A 21,253-nucleotide genomic window follows, 5' to 3' on the forward strand; every position below is an offset into this window, starting at 1 on the left:
TCAACGCCCTCCCACTGAAACAAGATCGTACGAAGGTGTCCGCACGAGCGAGCCCTTCTCGTCGAAGGCGTACAGCCGCTCGGGGCGTAGCCGGAGTTTCACAAGATCACCGAGAGCGACGTCATGGATGCCCTCGATCTGTATGACGAACGGAGTCTTGCCGACAGCGGCGTGAACGAAGGTCTCGGAGCCGGAGATCTCTACGAAGGTGACCTCGCCCTCGACACCGGCGGAGGCCAGGCTGACATCCGTTGCCCGCAGGCCGAACTGGTAGGCGCCGTCGGGCAGATCGGCGAGATGTGCGGATACGTGCGTGGCCTGGAAGCCGGCCACCGTGACCTGACCTCCCTCGATCCGGCCAGGGAAGATGTTCATGGGCGGATCGTTGATGATGGATGCCACGGTGGTCGTCGCCGGGTGCTCGAAGACCTCCTGCGGGGGGCCGACCTGGAGGATCCGTCCCTCGTGCATGACCAGCACCACGTCACCGAGCATCATCGCCTCGGCGGGCTCGGTCGTCGTATAGACCACTATCGTGTCGCCCTGGTCCGAGAAGAGGGTCTTGAACTCGTCGCGCAGCTGTTCGCGCAGTTTGTAGTCGAGGTTGGCCAGTGGCTCGTCAAGCAGCAGAATTCCCGTGCCGCGTGCGAGGGCGCGCGCCACGGCGACACGCTGCTGCTGTCCGCCGGAAAGCTGGGACGGCTTGCGCCGCTCGAAGCCGGTCAGGCCGACAAGCGCCAGGCTCTTGCTGACCCGTCGTTGGATCTCGTCCCGTGACAGCCCCTGGCGCCGGAGTGGGAAGGCCACGTTGCCGAACACGCTGAGATGTGGGTAGTTGATGAACTGCTGGTAGACCATGGCGGTGTCGCGTCGCCAGACCGGCGTTTTGAGGACGTCGACTCCGTCCCTGGTCAGGGAGCCGGAGTCCACCTCCTGCAGGCCGGCCAGGGCCCGCAGCAGCGTCGTCTTTCCCGCCATGGTCCGGCCGATGACGGTGTGGAGCCGTCCCGGTTCGAACATTGCGGTCACGCTCTTGAGATGGTCGACGCCATCGACGGTCAGGCTCAGATCAGTGGCACTCAGGGTCATCGGACTGCTCCCGACAGGTTGCCTTTGGACAGATAGCGCTCCACCCAGATGGCGAGCAGGACCAGCGGCGCCACACCGAACAGGGCAGCCGCGGACAGGGTCCACCAGGGCGGGATGGAGGAGTTGAGGGCGACGACTGCCTGGGGCAGAGTCTGGACCTCGGTGAAGGTCAGCCTGAAGGCGAAGAAGAAGTCGTTCCAGCCGAACACCGCGCAGAACATCGCGGCCACGGTCAGCCCGGGCAGGGAGTTCGGCAGGATCGCCCGCACGAGGGTCTGCAACGGCCCGCATCCGTCGAGCATGGCCATCTCGTCGATCTCACGCGGGATGCCGTTGAAGAAGTCCACCATCACCCACACCGCGATCGGCAGCAGCAGGGCGACCGTCACGATGACCAGTCCCGCGATGCTGTCCAGGAGGTCCGCCCACTGCAGAAGGTAGAAGAAGGGGATCACCAGGACGACGGGCGGCATGATCCGTTGTGACACGAAGAAGAAGACGATGTCGCTGTTCTTGATGAAGCCGATCTTGAACCGGTAGCGGGACAACGCGTAGGCGGCCAGGGATCCGAGAACGAGGCTGATGGCCGAGGCGGCGATGGTGACGATGGCACTGTTGATGAAGGGCTGGATCACATCGACGCCACCGGCTCCGCCGAAGATGTTGCGCCACCCGGTGGCGGTGGGCTGGTACTGGATCCAGGGAAGATATGTGGCGCCGCCCTGTACCGCGTTGGCGTCCTTGAAGCTGGTCGTCATGGCCCAGAAGAACGGCCCCGCCACGAAGCAGGCCCACAGTGCGATCACGGTGTACTTGAATACGGGGTAAAGGCGCGGCCTCATGAGTGCCCCTTCAGCTTGAGGGCCCTGGTGAGCAAGGCAGCGACAACGGTGAGCGTGACGATCATCAGGACCAGGTAGGTCAGGGACATCGCCCCGCTGTAGCCGGTCTGCTGATCCCGCAGCCCCTGGATGTAGAGGTAGTAGCCCGGAGTCTCCGTGGAGGAGCCCGGTCCACCGGAGGTCAGCACGTAGACGCTGTCGGAGAGCTTGGATGCCTCGATCAGCCGGATGATGACCGCCGCGACCGAGACCGGCGCCATGAGCGGGAAGGTCACCTTCCAAAAGGTGCGCCACACGTCGGCGCCGTCGATCGCGGCGGCCATGAACGGTTCCTTGGGAAGACTCAGGAGCCCGGCCAGCAGCAGCAGGAACATGAACGGGGTCCACTGCCAGACCTCGACAGTCATCAGCGCGACCAGCGCCGGCCCGGACTCGGTGAGCCAGGGAACCTCGGTCAGGCCCAGCATCCCGAGGAGATCATTCACCGGGCCCAGGGACTCATGGAAGATCATCTGCCAGATGGCGGCCATCACGACGGGAGTGGTCATCATGGGGACGAGGAACAGCACCCGCCAGAACCTGCGGCCGCGTACGTCGCGCCAGACGAGCAGGGCCATGCCGAATCCGATGACGTACTGGATCAGGACGGTGCCGCCCGCCAGCAGGATCAGACGCATGATCGAGGACCAGAAGCGGCTGTCGTGGAGCATCGCGGCGTAGTTGGCCCCTGCGATGAAGTCCATCTGAGGGCTGCTGACGTTCCAGCCGGAGAAGCTGACGCGGATGGTGAACAGCAGCGGGAAGATGATGATCAGTAGGAGTGTGAGCAGTCCTGGGAGCAGGAACATGCTCTTGTGCCGGCGCAGGCCGTACATGGTTCTCCTTGCGGAAAGGGGCGGTCGCCCCCGGGTGGCCGGCCGGACCGGCCAGCCACCCGGGGCGTCCTGCGGTCGGGTCAGCGGTAGTCCTCGAGTGCGACCACGTTGCGATAGGCGTCGCGGACCTTGTCCTTTCCGATCTGCTCGGTGATCTTGGACCATTCCCGGGCAGCCTCGTCCAGCGCCTGCTGCGGCGCCTTCTGCCCCGCCAGAGCCGCGGCGACGCCGTTGGCCAGCGCGGACATGTACTGGTTGACACCGGGGACACGCAGGTCGAAGACGCGGTTGGTGCTCTTCTCCATGCCGGAGAGCGTCTGCACATACGACTTCGCGACGTCCCTGTCCCAGCCCTGCTTCTCCCAGAACGCCGCATCGAAGTGGGCGTTGCGGTAGGGATTGACGCCGAAGCGGCCGATGGTCAGGTCGAGGGCGGTATTGGCCTCGTTGCTGAAGAAGCACAGGTAGTCGAAGGCCATCTTCTGGTGGCCCGACGCCTTGGACACCGCCGAGGTCCACCCCCAGGTGAAGTAGGGAGCCTGGTTCGGCTTCTTTTCCCACGCCTTTGTGGTGCGGTTGTAGACCTCGGTGGAACCGGGCAGCGCCGCCGCTTCGATCTTGTTGCGTATCTTGCTGTCCGGCTGCTGGGCCTGGATGAACGCGTCGTCCCATGAGTAGGACATCAGCGTCTGGCCGCCTCCGAAGGAGAAGATCTCGTCGCCCAGACCGAAGTTGGCGCCACCGGGCGCCCAGGTCGACTTGGCCTTCACCATGTCGTCGAGAGCGCGTACGAAGCCGGGGGTGTTGATCAGAGGCTTCATGGTGTCCAGGTCGAAGAAGATGCCCCCCTTGACGTCCGGGTTCTTCACATACGGTGCCGCACGGCTGATGAAGGCGGAGAACGTCAGGTCGTCACGCTTGGTCACCTCGGCACTGCCGAAGTTGGGCTTGCCGTCGCCGTCCACGTCCTTGCCGCTGAAGAACTCGGCGACCTCCTGGTATTCGGCCCAGGTCTTGGGCGTGCGCAGGTCCTTGCCCGTGGCCGCCTTGTATACCGCCTGCTGCTTCGGGTCCTTCAGTACGTCCGTGCGGACCTTGAGGTAATGCCGGTCACCGTCCACGGGGTACTGCACGACCTTCCCGTTCCAGGTCGCCACGTCCATATAGGCCTTCGTGACGTCCTTCATGCCCGGGGCGTCCAGATACTCCTTCGGCACCGGGGCCAGATACGGGGCCATGTCGCCGATCCACAAGGAGGGGTAGAACATGACGTCGTACGCCGGCTGGCCCGCTTGCAGGGGCGTGAGGATCTTCTGGTGCAGCTCCCCGAACGGGACGTTGACCACCTCCACCTTCGCCCCGGTGATCTCCTCGAACTGTCTGGCGTGCAGCTTGGTCGGCTCGCCTATGACGGGGACGGCATGGCTGATGATCTTCAGCGTCTGCCCGGAGTAGTCCTTACGGCTGATCGACTCGTAACTGCAGGGCCCCGGTACGTCCTTGACCTTCGTGGCCGGGTAGTCCTTGCCGTACTTTCTGTAGCTGATCTCCGAACCCGGCTTGAACAGCGCCGGCTTGTCGGGCTTGCTCTCCGCCTTGCCCTGGCTGGTGCATCCGGTGGCGGTAAGGGCCACGACGGCCGCGGCGGCGATCATGCCCTTGTACGAGCTGTTGCGCATGGGGCTGCTCCTTCGACTCACGGGATCAAGATCGCTCGGCCGCGGACGGCACCGGCGGACAAGTCGTCGAGGGCGTCACGGAAGGACGCCAGGGGGTACCGCTGGGTGTGCAGGCTGACCTTGCCCTGGGCCGCCAGGACCATCAGCTCGGAAAGGTCGTTGTAGGACCCCACGAGATTGCCGATGAAGTTGATCTCGGTGGAGATGACGTCGATCGTCGGAACGTCGAGACGGCCGCCGTAGCCGATGACGTAGTAGTTGCCGTTACGGCGCAGGCAGGACACGCCGGTCTCGACGGCACCGCCCTCGCCCACGAAGTCCAGAACCGCCTCGGCCCCGTGCCCGCCGGTGAGTTCCAGCACGCGTTCGCTCTCATTCCCGTCCGCGACCAGCGTGTGTTCGGCGCCCAGTTCCTTGGCGAGGGCAAGAGCGTCCGGGCTTCGGTCGATCACGATCATCTCGACCGGCGACAGGGCCCGGAGCACTTGGATGCCGATGTGCCCGAGACCTCCGGCTCCGATCACCACGGCCCGATCGCCCGGTCGCAGGACCCGGGCCGCCTTGGCGACAGCGTGGTACGCCGTGAGCCCGGCATCGGCCAGGGCCGCAACCGAGGCCGGCTCAAGGGACGGGTCGAGTGCCACCACTGATCGGGCTGTGGTCTTCAGGTACTCCGCATAGCCCCCGTCGGTGTCGATGCCCGGGAAGGCCGAGTTCATACAGTGCACGTCGTCGCCGGCCCGGCAGGCACGGCACAGGCCGCAGGTCACGAGCGGGTGCAGGATGACCGGGTCGCCGACCTTGACGTTGGTGACGGCCTGTCCCACCTCCTGCACCCAGCCGGCATTCTCATGACCGATGGTGTAGGGCAGGACAACCCCGCTCTTGTCGCTCCACTGTCCTTCGAGAATGTGCAGATCGGTGCGGCAGACCCCCGCGCCCCCGACCTTCACGATCACATCCAGCGGACCGGTGATCTGCGGGTCCGGCACATCCACGAGCACTGGCGGCTCGTCGTACTCGATGACCTGCACGGCTTTCATGGCGCTCCCTGCGAATCGGCGGGGTGGATGGTGCGCCGATTACACAGCCCGCCGCGCGCAGGCCGATGTCTCAGAAGCGGTCCGCGGATGTATCAATGTGATACAGGCCATAGGCGCGGCGTCATCGAGCTGTTCCAATCACTCCACCGAAGGATGACGCGCGCGATACGGGAGTGTTAAATGCCCCGACGTCAGCCTGGCAGCTCTCTGACAGCGGCCAGAGAGCTTTACCAGGAGATCACCAAGGATCCGAGCGCCCGCCCGCTCGTGGTCGCCTCCTGGCAACGCTCGATCGAGTACCAGGTGAAGTCGAGCTGCATCGACGCTCCCTACCTCGAGAACCCCAATCTGGACAGCGCGCTCGCCAAAGCGGCGCTACCCATCCTGAACAGGCTGCACGAGCAACTGGCCGACGACCCGGTGTCCACGATGGTCACCGATCGCAACGGCGTGGTGCTGTCCCGCATGGTCTCCCACCAGGCTCTGACGACGCGGCTGAACCGAGTGCAACTGGCCCCGGGACACGTGTTCGCCGAGCGCTACGTGGGCACCAACGGTATCGGGACCGCACTGGCCAGCGGCCGCCCGGTCATGATCGCCGGAAGTCAGCACTACGTCGAGGCGCTGCGGGACTTCCACTGCGCGGCCGTGCCGATCCTGCATCCCACCCGGCGCACCCTGCTGGGAGCCTTCAACCTGACCACGGCCCGCCAGGGCTCAGCCGGCATGCTCATGGCCCTGGCCCGCTCTGTCGCGGGCCAGATCGAAAGTGAGATCGCCGCGATCAGCTCGCGACGGGAACGGGCCCTGTTCCAGGACTACATGGACGCGTGCTCCTCGGTGCGCCCCGGACCTGTCCTGGCCATCAATCGTGATGTCGTCATGATGAACGAGCAGCTGAGGTCGGTCGTGACAGGGACGGATCACTACGCACTGCTCGACCACGCACGTGAGATCGCCGACGACCCCCGGTTCGAAGGGACCCGGAGCATCGCACTCCCCTCCGGACGCATCGCCGAGCTCCGGGTCAGCCGTAGCCGGCGCGAGGACAGCGACGCGGGCACCATCTTCCGAGTCCGAGTCATCGGGCGTCCCCAGTCCGGACCGGTCGCTGCCGCTGGATCCATACGATCGGGCCTGGGCCTGGTGGGCTCCTCCCCGAGATGGCTGAGCGCGGTCGCCGAAACCGAAGCGGCGTTCGTCGCCGGCTCCTGGCTTCATCTCGTGGGAGAAGCCGGGGCCGGGAAGAGGACACTGATCGAAGCCCTCCACCGAGCCAAAGGTGCCGGGCGCCGGCTCGAGAGGGTGGAAGCACCGCTGTCGGAGTCAACGCACGCCACCGAGCAATGGCTGCGCAACGTCCGTGAGCTGCTGGCCGAGCCGTCGAACCTGGTCGTCCTGCGCGATGTCCACCTTCTTTCTGCCCACTTGCGCCAGCAGCTGCGAAGCCTCCTGACACACCTGGACACGACCGCCACCGGGCAACTGATCATGACCAGCCAACCGTCCATGGTCACGACCGACGACGTGCTCGACCGTCTGTGCGACGCCTCGGTGGAGGTGCCTCCCCTCCGTCATCGCTATGGGGACATCGAGCACCTGGTCCGGTTCTTCCTGCTCAAATACAGGCCGAGCGGAGAGAGCAGCTGCTCCCCGGATGCGCTGACGATGCTGCAGCGCTGCCCCTGGCCGGAGAATGTCCGGCAGCTCGAGTCGGTGATCCGTGGCCTGGCGCGGCGGCCGTCCGTCAGGATCCTGCGAGTGGAGGATCTCCCGCCGGAATGCCGGGTGTCCTCGCACAAAGTCCTGACCACCATCGAAGCGCTGGAACGGGACGCCATTCTCCGCGGGCTGATGGACCGCAACTCCAACGTCCAGCGCACCGCACAGGATCTCGGCATCTCCCGCGCCACCATGTACCGCAAGATGCGCCGTTACGGGATCGTCCCATCGAGCCTCACTTAGTAGTACTTCGTTGGATCTGCCGATCCTGCCTGCTGGGGGCATGGTGGCGGCAGCACCGGCATTCATCGGCGAACCGGCGCCTCCGGTGCCTTGGGCGTTGTCGCTGCTCTCCTTTCACTGCGGGACAGCATCATTCCGGCCGGCAGACAAAGAGCCGTATCTGCGAGGCGGGGCGGATACCTGGTGAGGCCGTGCGGGTGAATGGCTGCCACGCCGCGGCACTCCACACGGAAGGCTGCCTCGCTTGACCGGATTCAATAGGCTCACATGGATCACTTTGGTCTCTTGCACCGGACATCTTGTGGCCCGGCGAAGTGACCGGTCGGGGCTGAGCTACGCCAGTCTTGGTCGCGCGCCAGTACCAGCGGGAGAACATCGGCAGCCGAGTAGAGGTGGTGTCCGGCAGTGGACCAGCGGGTGACGATGCTCAGCGAGAGCCGGGATGATCCGTTCGCCGTGCACCTGGCCGCCTCGGCGGTGCTCGACGACCGGGGAACCGTGGTCGGATGGAGCCGGCGGGCCCAGGATCTGCTCGGCTACCCGGAGACAGCAGTGATCGGCCGGCCGGCGCTCGAAGTCCTGATCGATCCCCGCGACCTGCCTGCAGCCAAGGACGCCGCGGCGGCATGCAGGAGAGCCGGCGGCTGGTTCGGTGTACTGACGGTTCGGCATCTCAGCGGGCGCCTCGTGGAGATGGGGGTCAGGGCACGTGCGCTCCTGCGCGATGGCAATGTCCGCGAGTGGTTCCTGGTCGGGGCACCGGCGGCGGAGATCCTCGAGTGGCAGAGGGACCGCGCGGTTCTCGACGGACTGTTCCGCCGGTGCCCGATCGGCCTTGTCGTCCACAGTCCCGAGATGACGATTGTCCGGGTCAACCGGTCAATCGAACGGTTCACCGGCGTTCCGGCCGCCTCCTTCCGGGGAATGCCTACCGGCGCGTTGCTGGTGGCCGAGGACGCGCGCAAGTCCGTGGACCGGGTGCGCCAGGTGATGCAGACCGGGAGATCACTGATCTCCACCGAGCAGTACTCCCGCCTGGAGCGGGACCCGGCACGAGAGCGGGCCGCGTCCGTCTCGGCCTTCCGGTTGGAGGATCCCTCGGGCCGGGTCCTGGGAGTGGCCGAGACCGTCGAGGACGTCACCGAACGCCATCGGGCTCGACTTCGGCTGGCGCTCCTTGCCCAAGCCGGCGCCCGCATCGGAACTACGCTCGATGTGGGAGAGACGGCCTGGGAGCTCGCTGATGTGATGGTCCCTCAGCTGGCCGACCACGTGTCGGTGGACGTGGCCCAACCGGTGACACGCGGCGAGGAGCCGGCGCAGGGCTCGACGGAGCCTGTCGTACGGGTGGCGGTCCGCAGCGTCCTGGCCCAGCAGCCCGAACTGCCGCAGCCAGGAGGAAAGCCCGTCGAGTTCACACCGGACACCCCACAAGCCAGGTGTTTGGCCGACGGGCGGGCCGTACTGGAATCAGTTCTTCCGCCTGACTGGTTCACCATGGAACCGCGCCAGGGTGAGCATGCTCCCGACCTCGGTGTCCATTCCCTGATCGTGGTGCCCCTGGCCGCACGGGGCCTGGTGCTCGGCACGTTGAGCCTGTGGCGCTCGCGGCGCCCCGACCCGTTCGAAGCGGACGACCTTACGCTGGCCCAAGAAATCGCCTCGCGCGCCGCCGTGTGCATCGACAACGCCCGGCGCTACACCCAGCAGCAACAGACCGCGCTCACCCTGCAACGCAGCCTGCTGCCGAGGGCTGTTCCGCACCAACTGGCCGTCGAAGTGGCTCCTCGCTACTTCCCCGCCGGAGCGGCGTCGGGGCTGGGCGGCGACTGGTTCGATGTCATCCCCCTGTCCGGGGCAAGGGTCGCGCTCGTTGTCGGCGACGTGGTCGGCCACAGCCTCCACGCCTCAGCCACTATGGGCCGGCTGCGTACCGCCGTGCAGACCCTTGCCAGCCTGGACCTGGAACCGGACGAGGTTCTCTCCCGCCTGGACGACCTGGTCAACCTGCTGGCCGCCGAACAAGAAGCAGTCGGCGAGCAGGTCATCGGCGCCACCTGCCTGTATGCCATCTACGACCCGGTCTCCCGGCTGTGCTCCGCGGCCCGCGCCGGCCACCCACCACCGGTGGTGACCACTCCGGACGGACAGGTGAGCCTGCTCGAGCTGCCCGCCGGCCCGCCGCTCGGCCTGGGCGGACTGCCGTTCGAGACCAGGGACAGCGAACTGGCCGAGGGAAGCCTGCTCACCCTCTACACCAACGGACTCATCGGTGAACGCCACATCGACGTCGACATGGGTCTGGCACGGCTGTGCGCGGCGCTCACCCGCCCCACCGACCCCCTGGAACGGACCTGTCAGGCGGTGGTCGACTCCCTCGTACCCGCTCGCCCCGCCGACGACATCGCCCTGCTCATCGCCCGCACCCGCGTGCTCCCCCCGCAGAACGTCGCCTCCTGGCGACTTCCGCTGGACCCGACCTCCCCCGCCCAGGCCAGGACACTGACGACAGCCCAACTGACCGAATGGGGCCTGGAACACCTGACCTTCACCACAGAACTCATCGCCAGTGAATTGGTCACCAACGCCTACCGGTACGCCAGCGGCCCGGTGACCCTGCGACTCATCCGTGAACGTTCTCTGATCTGCGAGGTCACCGACACCAGCCACACCTCACCGCACCTGCGCCGGGCACGCACCACTGACGAGGGCGGGCGCGGCCTGTTTCTGGTGGCCCAGCTGACCGAGCGCTGGGGCACGCGATACACCCGCGAGGGGAAGACCGTCTGGACCGAGCAGCCACTGCTGGGGCTGTAAACCGTCGGGCATCGGTACGTCCGGGCGGGGACATACCGCGCGCCCAGCGTTACGCTACGGTCGTCCTCCTGCATCCGGGACTTGGGCGAACATGAACGTCCAAGGACCGCGTGGTTTGCGACCGCCGTGCACTCCGCCTCGGTCCTCAGCACGTGCAGCAGCACGGCACCCCGAGCCACAGCCCACCGTGACCGTCACCGCCACGCCGGAGGCCGGCGACGCGGCCGGAGGCTTGGTAGCGGAGACCGGCGAGACGGTCCGCGCCCACGTGAAACATGCCTTCGCCCGCATGAAGGACTACAAGATCCTCCGTGACTGTGACCTCTACTCCCGCCGGGCGGCCTCCTCGTCTTTTTGCTGCCGCGGTCAGCCGGGAAAGGAATTGCGTCTCCGCCGCCAATTCCAGGACGAGTTCGGCGACACCACCGCCAGTGGCGAGAGCCTCCTGGGCGATGCCGGTGGCGGTGCTCCCCGGTTGATCTCGTGCACCAGGCTGACGGCTTCGGCAAGCCGATCCCGGTCCTCCTCCAGCATGACCGCGTATGTCGAGAACTCCTGGCCAAGAGTCATCGGCACGGCGACGATGGCGGCGACGTCAACCACGGTCAGGTAGTCATCGCTGGTGGAGTGACCGAGGATCTTCAATACCCGGTTGGCGATCACCTCGTTGGTGTTCATGCTGGTCGAAGTCCCGGCCCCGCCTTGGGTCATGTCAACGAAGCGTTGGTCGTGCAGGTGCCCATTACGGATCTCTCGGCAGGCGGCGACGATGGCCTGAGCTTTCTTTCGGTCTGGCAGACCAAGTTCTTCGTTGGCGCTTGCCGCGACCTCCTTCACCGCGGCAAGCGCGTCAACGAGGTGCAGGTAGGTGGAAATCACCGTTCCGGTGAGTGAGAAGTTCTCGCACGCGCGCAGCGTGTGGACGCCCCAGGCCGAGTGTCATCGGTGCAGGTCTCCCTGTTTCAGCGTCGGGTGCTGTGCCTGCGAGTTCCTCTTTTACGGCCCGGGAGCCGGCGGTCCCGCGGGGAAGCCGCAGGCCAGTGCCCCCACAGCGCTCAGGCTGCTGACCGTGGTCGTGCCGCTGAGTACGGACGTGCTGGCGAACTCGGCGAGGAGTGCGGGATCGACTCCGCAGAGCGCGAGGGCCGCTGCGGCCACAGGCATCCGGGCGCGGTCTGCACCGTCAGCAATCTTCACACCGATGGCTCGGCCATCGGGCAGGGCGGCCACTTGGACCCCTTCAAATCCGTCTTTGGCCAGCAGGCCGGGGACGGCCCTCATAAGCCGTGCGACATCCCGCCAGGAGCCGGAAGCCATCTCCGGATTCTCGCGTATCGCGTAGGCCACACGGGATTCCTCGGTGCCCGGCGCCGCAGAGTTGATGCTGGCCACGGCTCGGGTGAGCCCGCGCAGGGAGGTGGAGAAGAGCGGTGCTCCGCACCCGTCGACTGACACCCGGGCGATGCTCTCGCCGGTCAGCTCCTCAACCGTCCTGGCGATCGACCGCTGCAGCCGATGGCCGGGATCGAGGTAGTCCTCGAGCGGCCAATCCCGGGCCCGGGCCGTCATCAGCATGGCCGCGTGCTTGCCGGAGCACTTCTGGGCGAGCCGGGACGGGCCGCGCCCGCGGCGGACCCACTCCTCCCGCACTGCGGGATCGTAGGGCTGGTCGGGCGTATTGCCCAGGTCCTCTTCAGTCAGCCCGGCAGTGGCCAGGATGCGTCGGACTCCGGCGAGGTGGCGCTCCTCGCCGGAATGGCTGGCCGTGGCCAGCGCAAGCAATTCGTCCTCCAGCGACAGGCCGGCGCGCAGCATGGCCACCGTCTGGAGCGGCTTGAGAGCAGAGCGCGGGTAGAACGCGGCCTCGATGTCGCCACATTGGAACTCCACACTTCCGTCGGCGGCCAGGACGACAACCGATCCGTAGTGGACGCCCTCGACGATGTCTCCGCGCATCATATGGGCGAGCGGAGCGTAGCGGGGCTCGCGAATCACCGCCGTCTTGGCCGACGGACGCTCCGGGAAGTCGTCGTCCCTGATGGACTTCGCCACGGCTAGCGCTCGGTCTCGCTGCGCGTGGCCGCCTGGGTGCTGCGTACGGCATCCACCCGGCCGCGCACCAAGAACCAGCCCCCGACCAGGGCCGCCGCGATCAGCGGCAGGCACAGCACGGTGGTGCGGCCCGCGCCCTCGTCGGCGTACATCAGGACCAACACGCCGGCGAGGAAGGCGAGCGTGATGATCTGGGTGTACGGGGCCCAGGGCAGCCGGTAGCCGGGGCGGGTGACCCGGCCGTCCTTGGAGCGGTTCCAGAAGAGCAATGAGCTGATCATGATCATGCCCCAGGTGCCGAGGATGCCGATCGCGGCGAAGTTCAGCACGATTTCGAAGGCGTTTTCCGGGACGACGAAGTTGAGGCCGACGCCCAGCACACAGAAGAAGGCTGTGAGCAGGATGCCGCCGTAGGGGACCTGCCCCTTGTTCATCCGGCCGGTGAAGCGGGGCGCAGAGCCGGACATGGCCATGGAGCGCAGGATCCGGCCGGTCGAATAGAGGCCGGAGTTGAGGCTGGAGAGGGCGGCGGTGAGCACGACGAGGTTCATCACGTCGGCCGCGGCCGGGACGCCCAGCTTGGAGAGGACGGTGACGAAGGGGCTCTCGTCGCCGGTGTAGGCGGTGTACGGCAGCAGCAGCGCGAGCAGGATGACCGAGCCCACGTAGAAGACGCCAACGCGCCACATGATCGCGTTGATCGCCTTCGGCATGATCTTCTCGGGGTTTTGGGTCTCGCCCGCAGTGACACCGCACAGCTCGACCGAGGCGTACGCGAAGACGACCCCCTGGACGACGAGCAGCATCGGCAGCAAGCCCGACGGGAAGAGGCCGCCGTGTTCGGTGATGGTGGAAAGACCCGGAGTGTTGCCGTCGATCTGGTGCTGGGTGAACAGCAGGACGATGCCGATACACATGAAGATGACGAGGGCGGCGACCTTGATGATCGCGAACCAGAATTCCATCTCGCCGAAGTACTTCACCGAGATCAGGTTCACGGTGAGGACGACCGCGAGGGCGATCAGTGCGAGCGCCCACTGCGGGATGTCGCTGAAGATGCCCCAGTAGTGGGTGTAGGTGGCGACGGCCGTGATGTCGGCGATGCCGGTGGTGGCCCAGTTGAGGAAGTAGAGCCAGCCGGCGGTGAAGGCGCCCTTCTCGCCCATGAATTCACGGGCGTACGAGACGAAGGCACCGGAGGACGGGCGGTACAGGACCAGTTCGCCGAGGGCACGGACGACGAAGAAGGCGAACAATCCGCAGACCGCGTAGGCGATGAACAGGGAGGGCCCCGCGTTCGCGAGGCGGCCGCCGGCCCCGAGGAAGAGGCCAGTGCCTATCGCCCCGCCGATCGCGATCATGTTGACGTGCCGGGACTTGAGGTCCTTGCTGTAGCCCTCGTCACCGGCGTCGACGTGCGCGTTCGGCGGGCCTTGGCGTACCGCCTGGTCCAGGGATTTGTCAGTCACGTCTGCTGTCCGCCTTGCGTAGAGGGTTGCGTGCGATCGGGACGCACGATGGAGTTCAGGGTTGTGTTCACGCTGTCTAAGTGGTGGGCCATGGCCTCCACCGCGTCGTATTCGGAACCGTGGATGAGTGCCTCGACGAACGCCCGGTGTTCGCGATTCGACTGCTCGCGCCGTTCGCCGAGCACGTTGAGGAACGCCGACTGGCGTGCCAGGGCGTCGCGGAGCTCCTCGAGCATCGTGGGGAAGACCAGGTTGTGGGCCGCCTGGGCGAAAGTGGTGTGGAACAGCGTGTCCATTGCCACCCACGCGGTGGTGTCCCTCTCGCGCTCCATGCGTTGCAGCAGGTGGGGCAGGTTGTCGAGGTCCTCGGCCGTATGCCGCGCGGCTGCGTAACCGGCCACCGGGAGCTCCACGTGCAGTCGCGCCTCGAGCAGGTCGCTTGTCGGCATAGTTGCCGAAGTCGGGGTCCCCCACCGGCCCGTTGGACATGACAAATATTCCCTTTCCCATACGGGAGGTTGTGAGGCCCATGACCTGCAGAGCAGCAGGACCTCGTGGATCACTGGACGGCTGACCTCCAGCTGGCGGCCGAGCTCCGCCTCTGAGGGAGCTTGGTCCGACTGCGTCACGACACCCGATTACTTGTCTGGCTGTCTGACAAGTGAAGACCTGTCTGGCTGTCTGACAAGTTCACGTGGAGATCCTGCGACTATTCAGTGTCACTGTCAAGGGCTTGACTCGCCCCTGGGCGTGGGTAGTTGAAGGCGCGCTCGCGACATCTGCGGGCTCCGGAGGACTCCGGTCGAGGCGGCGGAAAGGCCCGGGGGGCGGTCGGCGTCGCCCCTCTTGGGTGGCCTGTTGAGCTGATCTCGCTGTCCCTGTCACCGAAGGTTGGCTGTCTCACCGACCGTTGACCGAGCTGCCGGGGTCCGGCGCACGCTCGCGGGGCCCGGGTGGTCAAATCGGTTGAGCCGTTGGTCAACCTTCGGTAAGACGAGACACGCCGCTCAGCGGCAGGATTACGGCCGGAGGATCAGGTCGCCGAGGTCATGGGGGTGGGAGCGACGGGTATATCGCTGGAGGGACTGGACGCGGTTCCGTGGGACCGGCTCGAGTCGGGGCTTCCGCAGCACCCGGTCAAGGAGGTGCCGCGCACGCTGCGCCGCCTCGCGCTGGCGGGCGGGGCCGCGACGGAGGAGGACTGCTATCCGCTGTTCTCCTGTCTTGCTGTGGGGAAAAACGGCCGGGTGAGCTCCGCGGTGACCGCCGCGCTGCCGTTCGTGGTTGCGCTCGCCGCTGATCCGGGCATGGGCGCGCGGGTCACGCTCGTCGAGGTGTTGGAGTGTCTGTTCCGGGCGGCGACGACGGCAGAGCCGCATTTGGTCGACGAGGAGTGGCCCGCGACATGGCGACGCCACCGGGGCGCGGTCCGGGCGCTGCTGGCCGATCCGGACCCCGAGGTGCGGCGGGCGGCCATTCCCGTCGCGGACGGTGTCGCACCGCTGCTGGAGCGGTGGCGGGTCGAGGCGGATCCGGCGGTGCGTCTGCCGGTGCTGCTCGCGTTGGGTGTGGCTGCGGCCGCGGCCGCCGACGCCGCCACCGAGGGGGGCGCCGCCGGGATGGCCGAGCACGGCGCCGCGACGGTGGAGGACGGTGCCGGGTCGGTCGAGGAGGCGCGGGCGGTGCTGGCCGGCGTGCTGCGTGACGGTGACCCCGTCATGAAGGTCGCGGCCATGCACGCCTGGGCGTGCCTCGACCCGGACGTGCCGGTCCGGCAGGCCGACCTGCTGGTGGAGATTCTCACCGACGCCGACGTGCGGCCACAGTTCGAGGCAGTCTGGTGGGTGCCGGGCGTCGAGAGTGGCGCCCTCTCCCGCGAGGAAGTCGTCTCCTGGACGGGCAGCCTGTTCGACCACTCCCCCAAGACGGCGGCCTCGTTCGTGGTCCGGCTGGCCGACGCGGCAGACCGGATCGGAGACACCGACCTGTGCCGGGCCGCGCTGGAAGAGGCGTGGCGGCTGCTGGTGCAATGGCCGTCCGCGGCACCCGCGCTGCTGCCGGTGGCGGGCGGACTGCTGGCCAACCCGGACGACGGTGTGCGACCCAAGGCGGCGAACCTCCTGGCGATGCTCGGCCGACGGGCGGCTGAGTATGCCGACCGGCTCGCCACGCTTGTCGATGACCGGGGTGAGGACGGCGTCACCTTCATCGACGGCACCGTCGGCGACTACGCGCGCTGGGCACTTGCCCGGATCGGCGACACGCGCGCCCTCCCGGGGCTCGTGGAGCAGCTGTATGAGCCGTATCGGGAGCATTACTCACGCAGCTACTGCCACGGCGACCCGCGGCTTCCGGACATCGACGACGTCCTGGTTCCGCTGCGGGCGCACGCGGACGTCCTGCTGCCGGCATTGCGGGGGGTGATGCGGCACCACGCCGCGCGCAACGGCGGCCACGGCCCGCTGACGGGCGAGTTCCTGCGAGTCCTGGAGGCGTGGGGGCAGGACGCGCTACCGGCGCTGCCGGAGGTCGTGCCGTTGCTGGACGACGCGCGCGGCTCGCTGTCGGCCGCCGATGTACTGGCGGCGATGGGACCGGCCGCCGCGTCCGCCGAGCCCGCCCTGCGCGGCTCTACGATCCTCGACCACCCGGCAAACCACTGGAAGGTGGCATGGGCCGCCTGGCGCATCGGCGGTGACGCTACGTCGGCGCTGCGGCTCATCGGCAACGCGGTACTGAACGAGGAGGGCCCGTTCTACGGACCGGTCCACCTCCTGGCCGACTTCGGTCCCTCGGCCGCACCGTACGCCAACCGAGTACGGCACATCATGAAGAACACCGAGGGCCGGCACCGGATACAGGCCGCGGTCACCTTGTGGTCGATCACGGGCGAGCCGGAGCCGAGCACCTCGGTCCTGGAGGAGTTCATCCTGCCGATCGCCGACGGCGACGACAGCTACGGGAACTTCAGTGAGGCGCTGCGGGCCCTGACCCGGATCGGCATGATCACCCCGGCGGGGCGTACCGCTCTTCGGACGGTGAAGGGATTCGACCGGCGCCTGTCGTCGGAGTGGGACTACCAGGCGTTCCTCCAGGACGAGAAGCTTAGGGCCGCGATCGAAGACGTGCTCGCCCTTCCATGAGGCGAAGGCATCGAGGCTCCGACAAAGCGCCCGTGAGCCGCAACCCAGTCGTGGACGGGCGACTGACGGCGGCTTCGGCGCCCCGGGCCATCGCCACATTCCGGTGACCGCCTGCGCCCGGCGCCCTCGCCGCTACCTGTGGCCCCCTCGCCTCGATGCACCTCACAATTCACCTGCCGCGCCCCTGGATGATCAATGTCGACGTTCGATGTCACTGCGTGGGTGAGCCGCTCATCAGCCGGACGCCAGGACACGTTCAAGAGTCGCCCAGCCTGCGCGTCCCCATGTCGGCTGGCCGCCTGGGAGGCCCCGTTCCCATGCTTGCCGTGGGGGCCGAAGGCCACACTGCCTGCAGGCCGGTGCCCAACCGCCGGCCCAGGTTGTCGGGGATGGAACTCGCCACTGGCGAGGCGGCATTGCCTGAGGTCGTGCCTGTCGCGGAGGCGAGCGAAGAACTTCCGTCGGCGCGGCTGCGGTTGCCGGTAGAACGTTCCTCCGACTACGGCCGCACCGACAACCACACACTTCGAGGCACCGCGCCGTCATCCCGTCCCAGGGGGACTGGACGGGGTCGTACGGGTCCACCGGGAGCGGTTCGAACGGCGTCTGTGTGTGCCCCTTCAAGGGTGAGCAGCCGGCGAAGGGGCCCCGCTGCGGGTCCATCAGAACCCGCAGGTACGGATCGGCGTGCTGCAGCCACCACGTGGTCATGCCCAGCGCCGGATCATGGCGCAGATGCTCCCAGGCGAGCCAGAGCGAGGCCAGTCGGGCCCCTGCCTCGGGGTGCTCCCACCAGCGCGGACACCAGGTGGCGGATTCGCCGTCCAGTGGGCGGCGGATCGTGTGCGCCAGATAGTCGGTGACGAAGACAAAGACATCCCTGAAGTAGAACTCGGGGCCATCGCCAGAGACCTCCGATGCATCTGCTCCGCGAACGCGATCACCGCCTACGCGCGCGGCTGTCGAGGCGCGAGGTCCTCCGCAGCCGCCATCGGCAGCCACACGAACGCCTCGGTCCGCTTAACCGGCCGCGTACGGCCAACCGCCGACGTGCCCCGGCCGCTCCAGCCGCTCCAAGTGCGGTGGCGTGCTCCGGGTTCGGTGGCACAGGGGAAGGGGTCAAAGGGGCTCAGTCGGTGACGCGCAGCACCAGCTTGCCGCGGGTGCGGCCCTCCTCGCCCCGGCGGTGCGCCTCGGCGGCGTCCGCCAGCGGCAGCACGTCCTCGACCTCGACCCTCACCGCGCCCTTGTCGATCAGCGAGGCGATCCTGGTGAGCGCCGCACCGTCCGGCTCCACCAGGAAGGGCTTCGCCCGCAGGCCCTGTGCGCCGGCTGCCTCCAGGAGTTCGGGGGAGACACCCGACGGCACCGCGACGATCGTGCCGCCAGGGCGCAGGCTCTTTAGCGAACGGGTGCTGGTCGAGTCCTGCCCGTCGCCGACCAGGTCGATGACGAGGTCGACGTCGTGCACCGCTTCTTCGAAGCGGACCTGGGTGTAGTCGATCAGCTCGTCGGCGCCGAGCGAGCGCAGCCAGTCGTGCTTGGCGGCCCGCGCGGTGCCGATGACGTGCGCGCCGAAATGCTTGGCGAACTGCACGGCGAAGTGCCCCACGCCGCCCGCTGCCGCGTGGATCAGCACCCGCTGTCCTGCCTCGATCCGAGCGGCGTCGGCGAGCGCCTGCCAGGCGGTGAGCGCGGCCAGCGGCACCGCGGCAGCACCGTCGTGGTCAACAGCTGTGGGCTTGCGCGCGAACTGCCGCGCGGGCGCGGTCACATATTCCGCGTACGCACCGGCCTGGCGCGGGAACCACGGCATGCCGTAGACCTCGTCGCCGACCTCGAGCGTATGGACGCCGAAGCCGACCTCTTCCACCACGCCCGACACGTCCCAGCCGAGGACGAACGGTGGCTCGCCCAGCACCTGCGCCATGCCGCCGCCCTCGCGGGTCTTCCAGTCCACCGGGTTCACACCCGCGGAACGCACCCGCACCAACACCTCGGTGGGCAGCGGCGCGGGCCGCGGCACCTCGGCGAGTCGCAGCACCTCGGGTCCGCCGAAGCGGTCCTGGGTGATCGCGCGCATGGTCTCACTGCTGCTCATTCGGATTCTCCTGCATACCTTGCCGGGGGTGCGGACGCACGGCCCGGTCGGCTGATCACCGACGCCCGAAAGCTACCCGCCGGGTAGTGGTAACCCGCAAGGGATACTACTATCTAAGGGGAAGTATTGAGGTCACAGCCGCGTAGGAGGCAGTTCATGTCCGTTCCCTGTACGACGGGGCAGCACGCCGATCACGATGTGTTCGCGTCAGAGTGCCCATGCCGTGACGTCCTGGACGTCCTGGCAAGCAAGTGGTCGGCGCTGGCCATCGGTGCCATGGGGGACGGCCCGCAGCGCTTCGGCTCGCTGCAGCGGCGGCTCCAGGGTGTCAGCCCCAAGGTGCTCACCAACACCTTGCGCAGGCTGGAGCTCCACGGCTTCGTCGACCGCACGGTCTATCCGGCCGTGCCGCTGCACGTCGAGTACGAACTGACCGAGCTGGGGCGCGGCGTCGCCGTGCCGCTGGGTCAGCTGCGCGGCTGGGTGGAGCTGCATCTCGACGAGATTCGCTCCGCCGGGGCCGACGAGCCCGCCTGCGACTGAGCTGAACGCCGGGCGCGGTCAGCGGGGGGCGGGCGCGGTCAGCGGGGGGCGGGCGCGGTCAGCGGGGGGCGGGCGCTCCGAACGGCACCTTCAGCCGAATGAAGCCGATGCCGACTTCGCGCAGGCATTGCGCCACGTCGTCGGCGGTGAGGTCGAGTGGCAGACTCAGCGCTTCGAGGACGCCGGCGGAACCAGCCTTGCTGGACACCGAACGGCCGCCGTTCTTGACCACCGGGGCGCCAGCACCGACAACGATGGCCGCCATGGCGCTCACGTTCACCGTGTCGGCGCCGTCGCCGCCGGTGCCCACAACACCTGCGCACTCCATTCCGTCACGGCGTACCAAGTACCCTTGCAACGTGACGACGCACAAGACCGTCGATGTGAGTGTTGACGCGATGATTGAGGACCTCAGGACACTCGTCGAAATCGAGTCTCCATCGCGCGATCTCGACGCCTTGACGGCATCGGCCAAAGCTGTCGCCGCTGTCATCGAAAGCCGCCTTGGCGGGCAGGCCATCCTCGTTGAGAGCGAAGCCGGGCCGCACGTCCACTGGTCAGCTGGTGGCGATCCCAAAGTACTGATCCTCGGTCACCATGACACGGTGTTTCCGCTCGGCACCCTTGAACGCCGCCCGTTCATGGTCGAAGACGGGCATGCAACCGGCCCCGGGGTTTTCGACATGCTTGGCGGTTTGGTACAGGCCGTTCATGGCCTGGCGACGCTCGATGACCGATCAGGCGTCGAGATCCTGATGACCGCCGACGAAGAGGTCGGCTCCCGCTCCTCTCGAGCTCTCATCGAAGAACGAGCCCTTGCCTGCGGCGCTGTACTTGTATTCGAGGGCGCCGCTGATGGCGGAGCCCTGAAGACCGGCCGTAAAGGCTGCGGCACGTTCCAAGTCTCCATCGCGGGCCGGGCGTCGCACGCAGGCCTTGAGCCCGCAGCCGGGGTCAACGCCCTGATCGAAGCATCACACCAGGTACTGGATATCGCAGCGCTTGGTCGACCCGACATGGGCACGACTGTTACCCCGACCGTCGCGTCCGCAGGAACCCTGGACAACGTCGTTCCCGCAGAGGCGACCGTCCTCGTCGACGTCCGGGTCGAGTCGGCGGGCGAGAAAGAACGAATCGAAGCTGCGTTCGCAGCACTGGCTCCGCATCTCGATGAGGCGGAGATCGCGGTTCAGGGAGCTGTCAGCCGACCCCCGATGCCTGAGTCGGCGTCGGCCGAGCTCTTTGCGGTGGCAAAGCAGCTGCTTCCTGGCCTCGAAGGCAAGGCAGTCGGCGGCGGAAGTGACGGCAACTTCACGGCCGCACTGGGGGTGCCAACACTCGATGGCCTTGGAGCAGTCGGGGGCGGTGCCCACGCCGACCACGAGTACCTGGTGATCGAAGCCATGGCCGTGCGGGCGAACCTTGTTGCTGGACTGGTGAACGCGATTCAGAACACATAGGAGAACGAGAGCATGCGCGACCTGTGAGCGATCACGCGAGGTCGCGATCTGCGATCACCGAGATTCGCGTTCGGTGATCGGGCCCGCTGCCGGCGGTGCGGTTTGCGGCGCCTCCTTTCGGGGGCGGTGGCGGCGATCTCGAGCCCGTTGTGCTCGCGGAGCCGCCAAGACGGGC

At 67.4% G+C, this 21,253-nt stretch carries 15 protein-coding genes and 2 pseudogenes; 5 read left to right on the plus strand and 12 right to left on the minus strand.

What is annotated here, in order from left to right; all coding sequences use genetic code 11:
- The 5 genes from OG735_RS01920 to OG735_RS01940 all read right to left on the minus strand — a co-directional run bounded on the left by OG735_RS01920 (position 1) and on the right by OG735_RS01940 (position 5,528).
- Complete coding sequence (locus OG735_RS01920; RefSeq protein WP_327321369.1) at positions 1-1,089, minus strand: ABC transporter ATP-binding protein; 1,089 nt, start codon at positions 1,087-1,089, stop codon at positions 1-3.
- Positions 1,086-1,931 (minus strand): carbohydrate ABC transporter permease, encoded by an 846-nt coding sequence (locus OG735_RS01925; RefSeq protein WP_327321370.1) that lies wholly within the window; start codon positions 1,929-1,931, stop codon positions 1,086-1,088. Before OG735_RS01925 ends, OG735_RS01920 begins: the two co-directional genes overlap by 4 nt.
- Complete coding sequence (locus OG735_RS01930) at positions 1,928-2,806, minus strand: carbohydrate ABC transporter permease (protein WP_327321371.1); 879 nt, start codon at positions 2,804-2,806, stop codon at positions 1,928-1,930. The genes OG735_RS01925 and OG735_RS01930 overlap by 4 nt, the downstream gene beginning before the upstream one ends.
- Positions 2,807-2,886: 80 nt before the next feature.
- On the minus strand, positions 2,887-4,485 hold the full coding sequence (locus OG735_RS01935) for an extracellular solute-binding protein (protein ID WP_327321372.1): 1,599 nt from the start codon (positions 4,483-4,485) through the stop codon (positions 2,887-2,889).
- A 17-nt stretch (positions 4,486-4,502) separates the two neighbouring features.
- Positions 4,503-5,528, minus strand: a complete 1,026-nt coding sequence (locus OG735_RS01940; protein ID WP_327321373.1) for an NAD(P)-dependent alcohol dehydrogenase — start codon at positions 5,526-5,528, stop codon at positions 4,503-4,505.
- A 180-nt stretch (positions 5,529-5,708) separates the two neighbouring features.
- Here OG735_RS01940 and OG735_RS01945 point away from each other — a divergent pair, with 180 nt between their 5' ends.
- Positions 5,709-7,493: a sigma-54-dependent Fis family transcriptional regulator gene (locus tag OG735_RS01945; RefSeq protein ID WP_327321374.1), complete on the plus strand. Its 1,785-nt coding sequence runs from the start codon at positions 5,709-5,711 to the stop codon at positions 7,491-7,493.
- Between the two features lie 405 nt (positions 7,494-7,898).
- A complete protein-coding gene (locus OG735_RS01950) occupies positions 7,899-10,310 on the plus strand; it encodes a SpoIIE family protein phosphatase (RefSeq protein WP_327321375.1) in 2,412 nt (803 codons plus the stop codon).
- Between the two features lie 465 nt (positions 10,311-10,775).
- On the opposite strand, the pseudogene OG735_RS01955 reads toward OG735_RS01950, so the two are convergent.
- The 4 genes and pseudogenes from OG735_RS01955 to OG735_RS01970 form a co-directional block, all read right to left on the minus strand.
- Positions 10,776-11,240 (minus strand): annotated as a pseudogene (locus OG735_RS01955) (lyase family protein); the annotation flags it as partial.
- A gap of 66 nt (positions 11,241-11,306) precedes the next feature.
- On the minus strand, positions 11,307-12,269 hold the full coding sequence (locus OG735_RS01960) for an asparaginase (protein ID WP_327328179.1): 963 nt from the start codon (positions 12,267-12,269) through the stop codon (positions 11,307-11,309).
- Between the two features lie 95 nt (positions 12,270-12,364).
- Entirely contained in the window at positions 12,365-13,831 is a 1,467-nt protein-coding gene (locus OG735_RS01965) for an amino acid permease (protein WP_327321377.1), read from the minus strand.
- A pseudogene (locus OG735_RS01970) lies at positions 13,828-14,460 on the minus strand (FadR/GntR family transcriptional regulator). Before OG735_RS01970 ends, OG735_RS01965 begins: the two are co-directional and overlap by 4 nt.
- A gap of 420 nt (positions 14,461-14,880) precedes the next feature.
- Here OG735_RS01970 and OG735_RS01975 point away from each other — a divergent pair.
- Positions 14,881-16,974 carry a HEAT repeat domain-containing protein gene (locus tag OG735_RS01975; RefSeq protein ID WP_327321378.1) on the plus strand — a complete coding sequence of 698 codons (2,094 nt, stop codon included), beginning with the start codon at positions 14,881-14,883 and terminating at the stop codon, positions 16,972-16,974.
- A 234-nt stretch (positions 16,975-17,208) separates the two neighbouring features.
- Here OG735_RS01975 and OG735_RS01980 read toward each other — a convergent pair whose 3' ends face one another.
- Both OG735_RS01980 and OG735_RS01985 read right to left on the minus strand, forming a co-directional pair.
- Entirely contained in the window at positions 17,209-17,976 is a 768-nt protein-coding gene (locus tag OG735_RS01980; protein WP_327321379.1) for a DUF4913 domain-containing protein, read from the minus strand.
- A gap of 127 nt (positions 17,977-18,103) precedes the next feature.
- The gene (locus tag OG735_RS01985; protein ID WP_327321380.1) at positions 18,104-19,075 is read right to left on the minus strand and encodes an NADP-dependent oxidoreductase; all 972 of its coding nucleotides are present in this window, start codon (positions 19,073-19,075) and stop codon (positions 18,104-18,106) included.
- A gap of 156 nt (positions 19,076-19,231) precedes the next feature.
- Between OG735_RS01985 and OG735_RS01990 the strand changes: the two genes are divergently transcribed.
- A complete protein-coding gene (locus tag OG735_RS01990) occupies positions 19,232-19,618 on the plus strand; it encodes a winged helix-turn-helix transcriptional regulator (RefSeq protein ID WP_327321381.1) in 387 nt (128 codons plus the stop codon).
- Positions 19,619-19,676: 58 nt separating this feature from the next.
- Here OG735_RS01990 and OG735_RS01995 read toward each other — a convergent pair whose 3' ends face one another.
- Positions 19,677-19,928 carry a hypothetical protein gene (locus tag OG735_RS01995; RefSeq protein ID WP_327321382.1) on the minus strand — a complete coding sequence of 84 codons (252 nt, stop codon included), beginning with the start codon at positions 19,926-19,928 and terminating at the stop codon, positions 19,677-19,679.
- An 88-nt stretch (positions 19,929-20,016) separates the two neighbouring features.
- On the opposite strand from OG735_RS01995, the gene OG735_RS02000 reads away from it, so the two are divergent.
- Positions 20,017-21,078, plus strand: a complete 1,062-nt coding sequence (locus tag OG735_RS02000) for a M20 family metallopeptidase (RefSeq protein ID WP_442812581.1) — start codon at positions 20,017-20,019, stop codon at positions 21,076-21,078.
- Positions 21,079-21,253 lie beyond the last annotated feature (175 nt).

The sequence above is a fragment of the Streptomyces sp. NBC_01210 genome, from assembly GCF_036010325.1.
Taxonomy (GTDB): Bacteria; Actinomycetota; Actinomycetes; order Streptomycetales; family Streptomycetaceae; genus Streptomyces.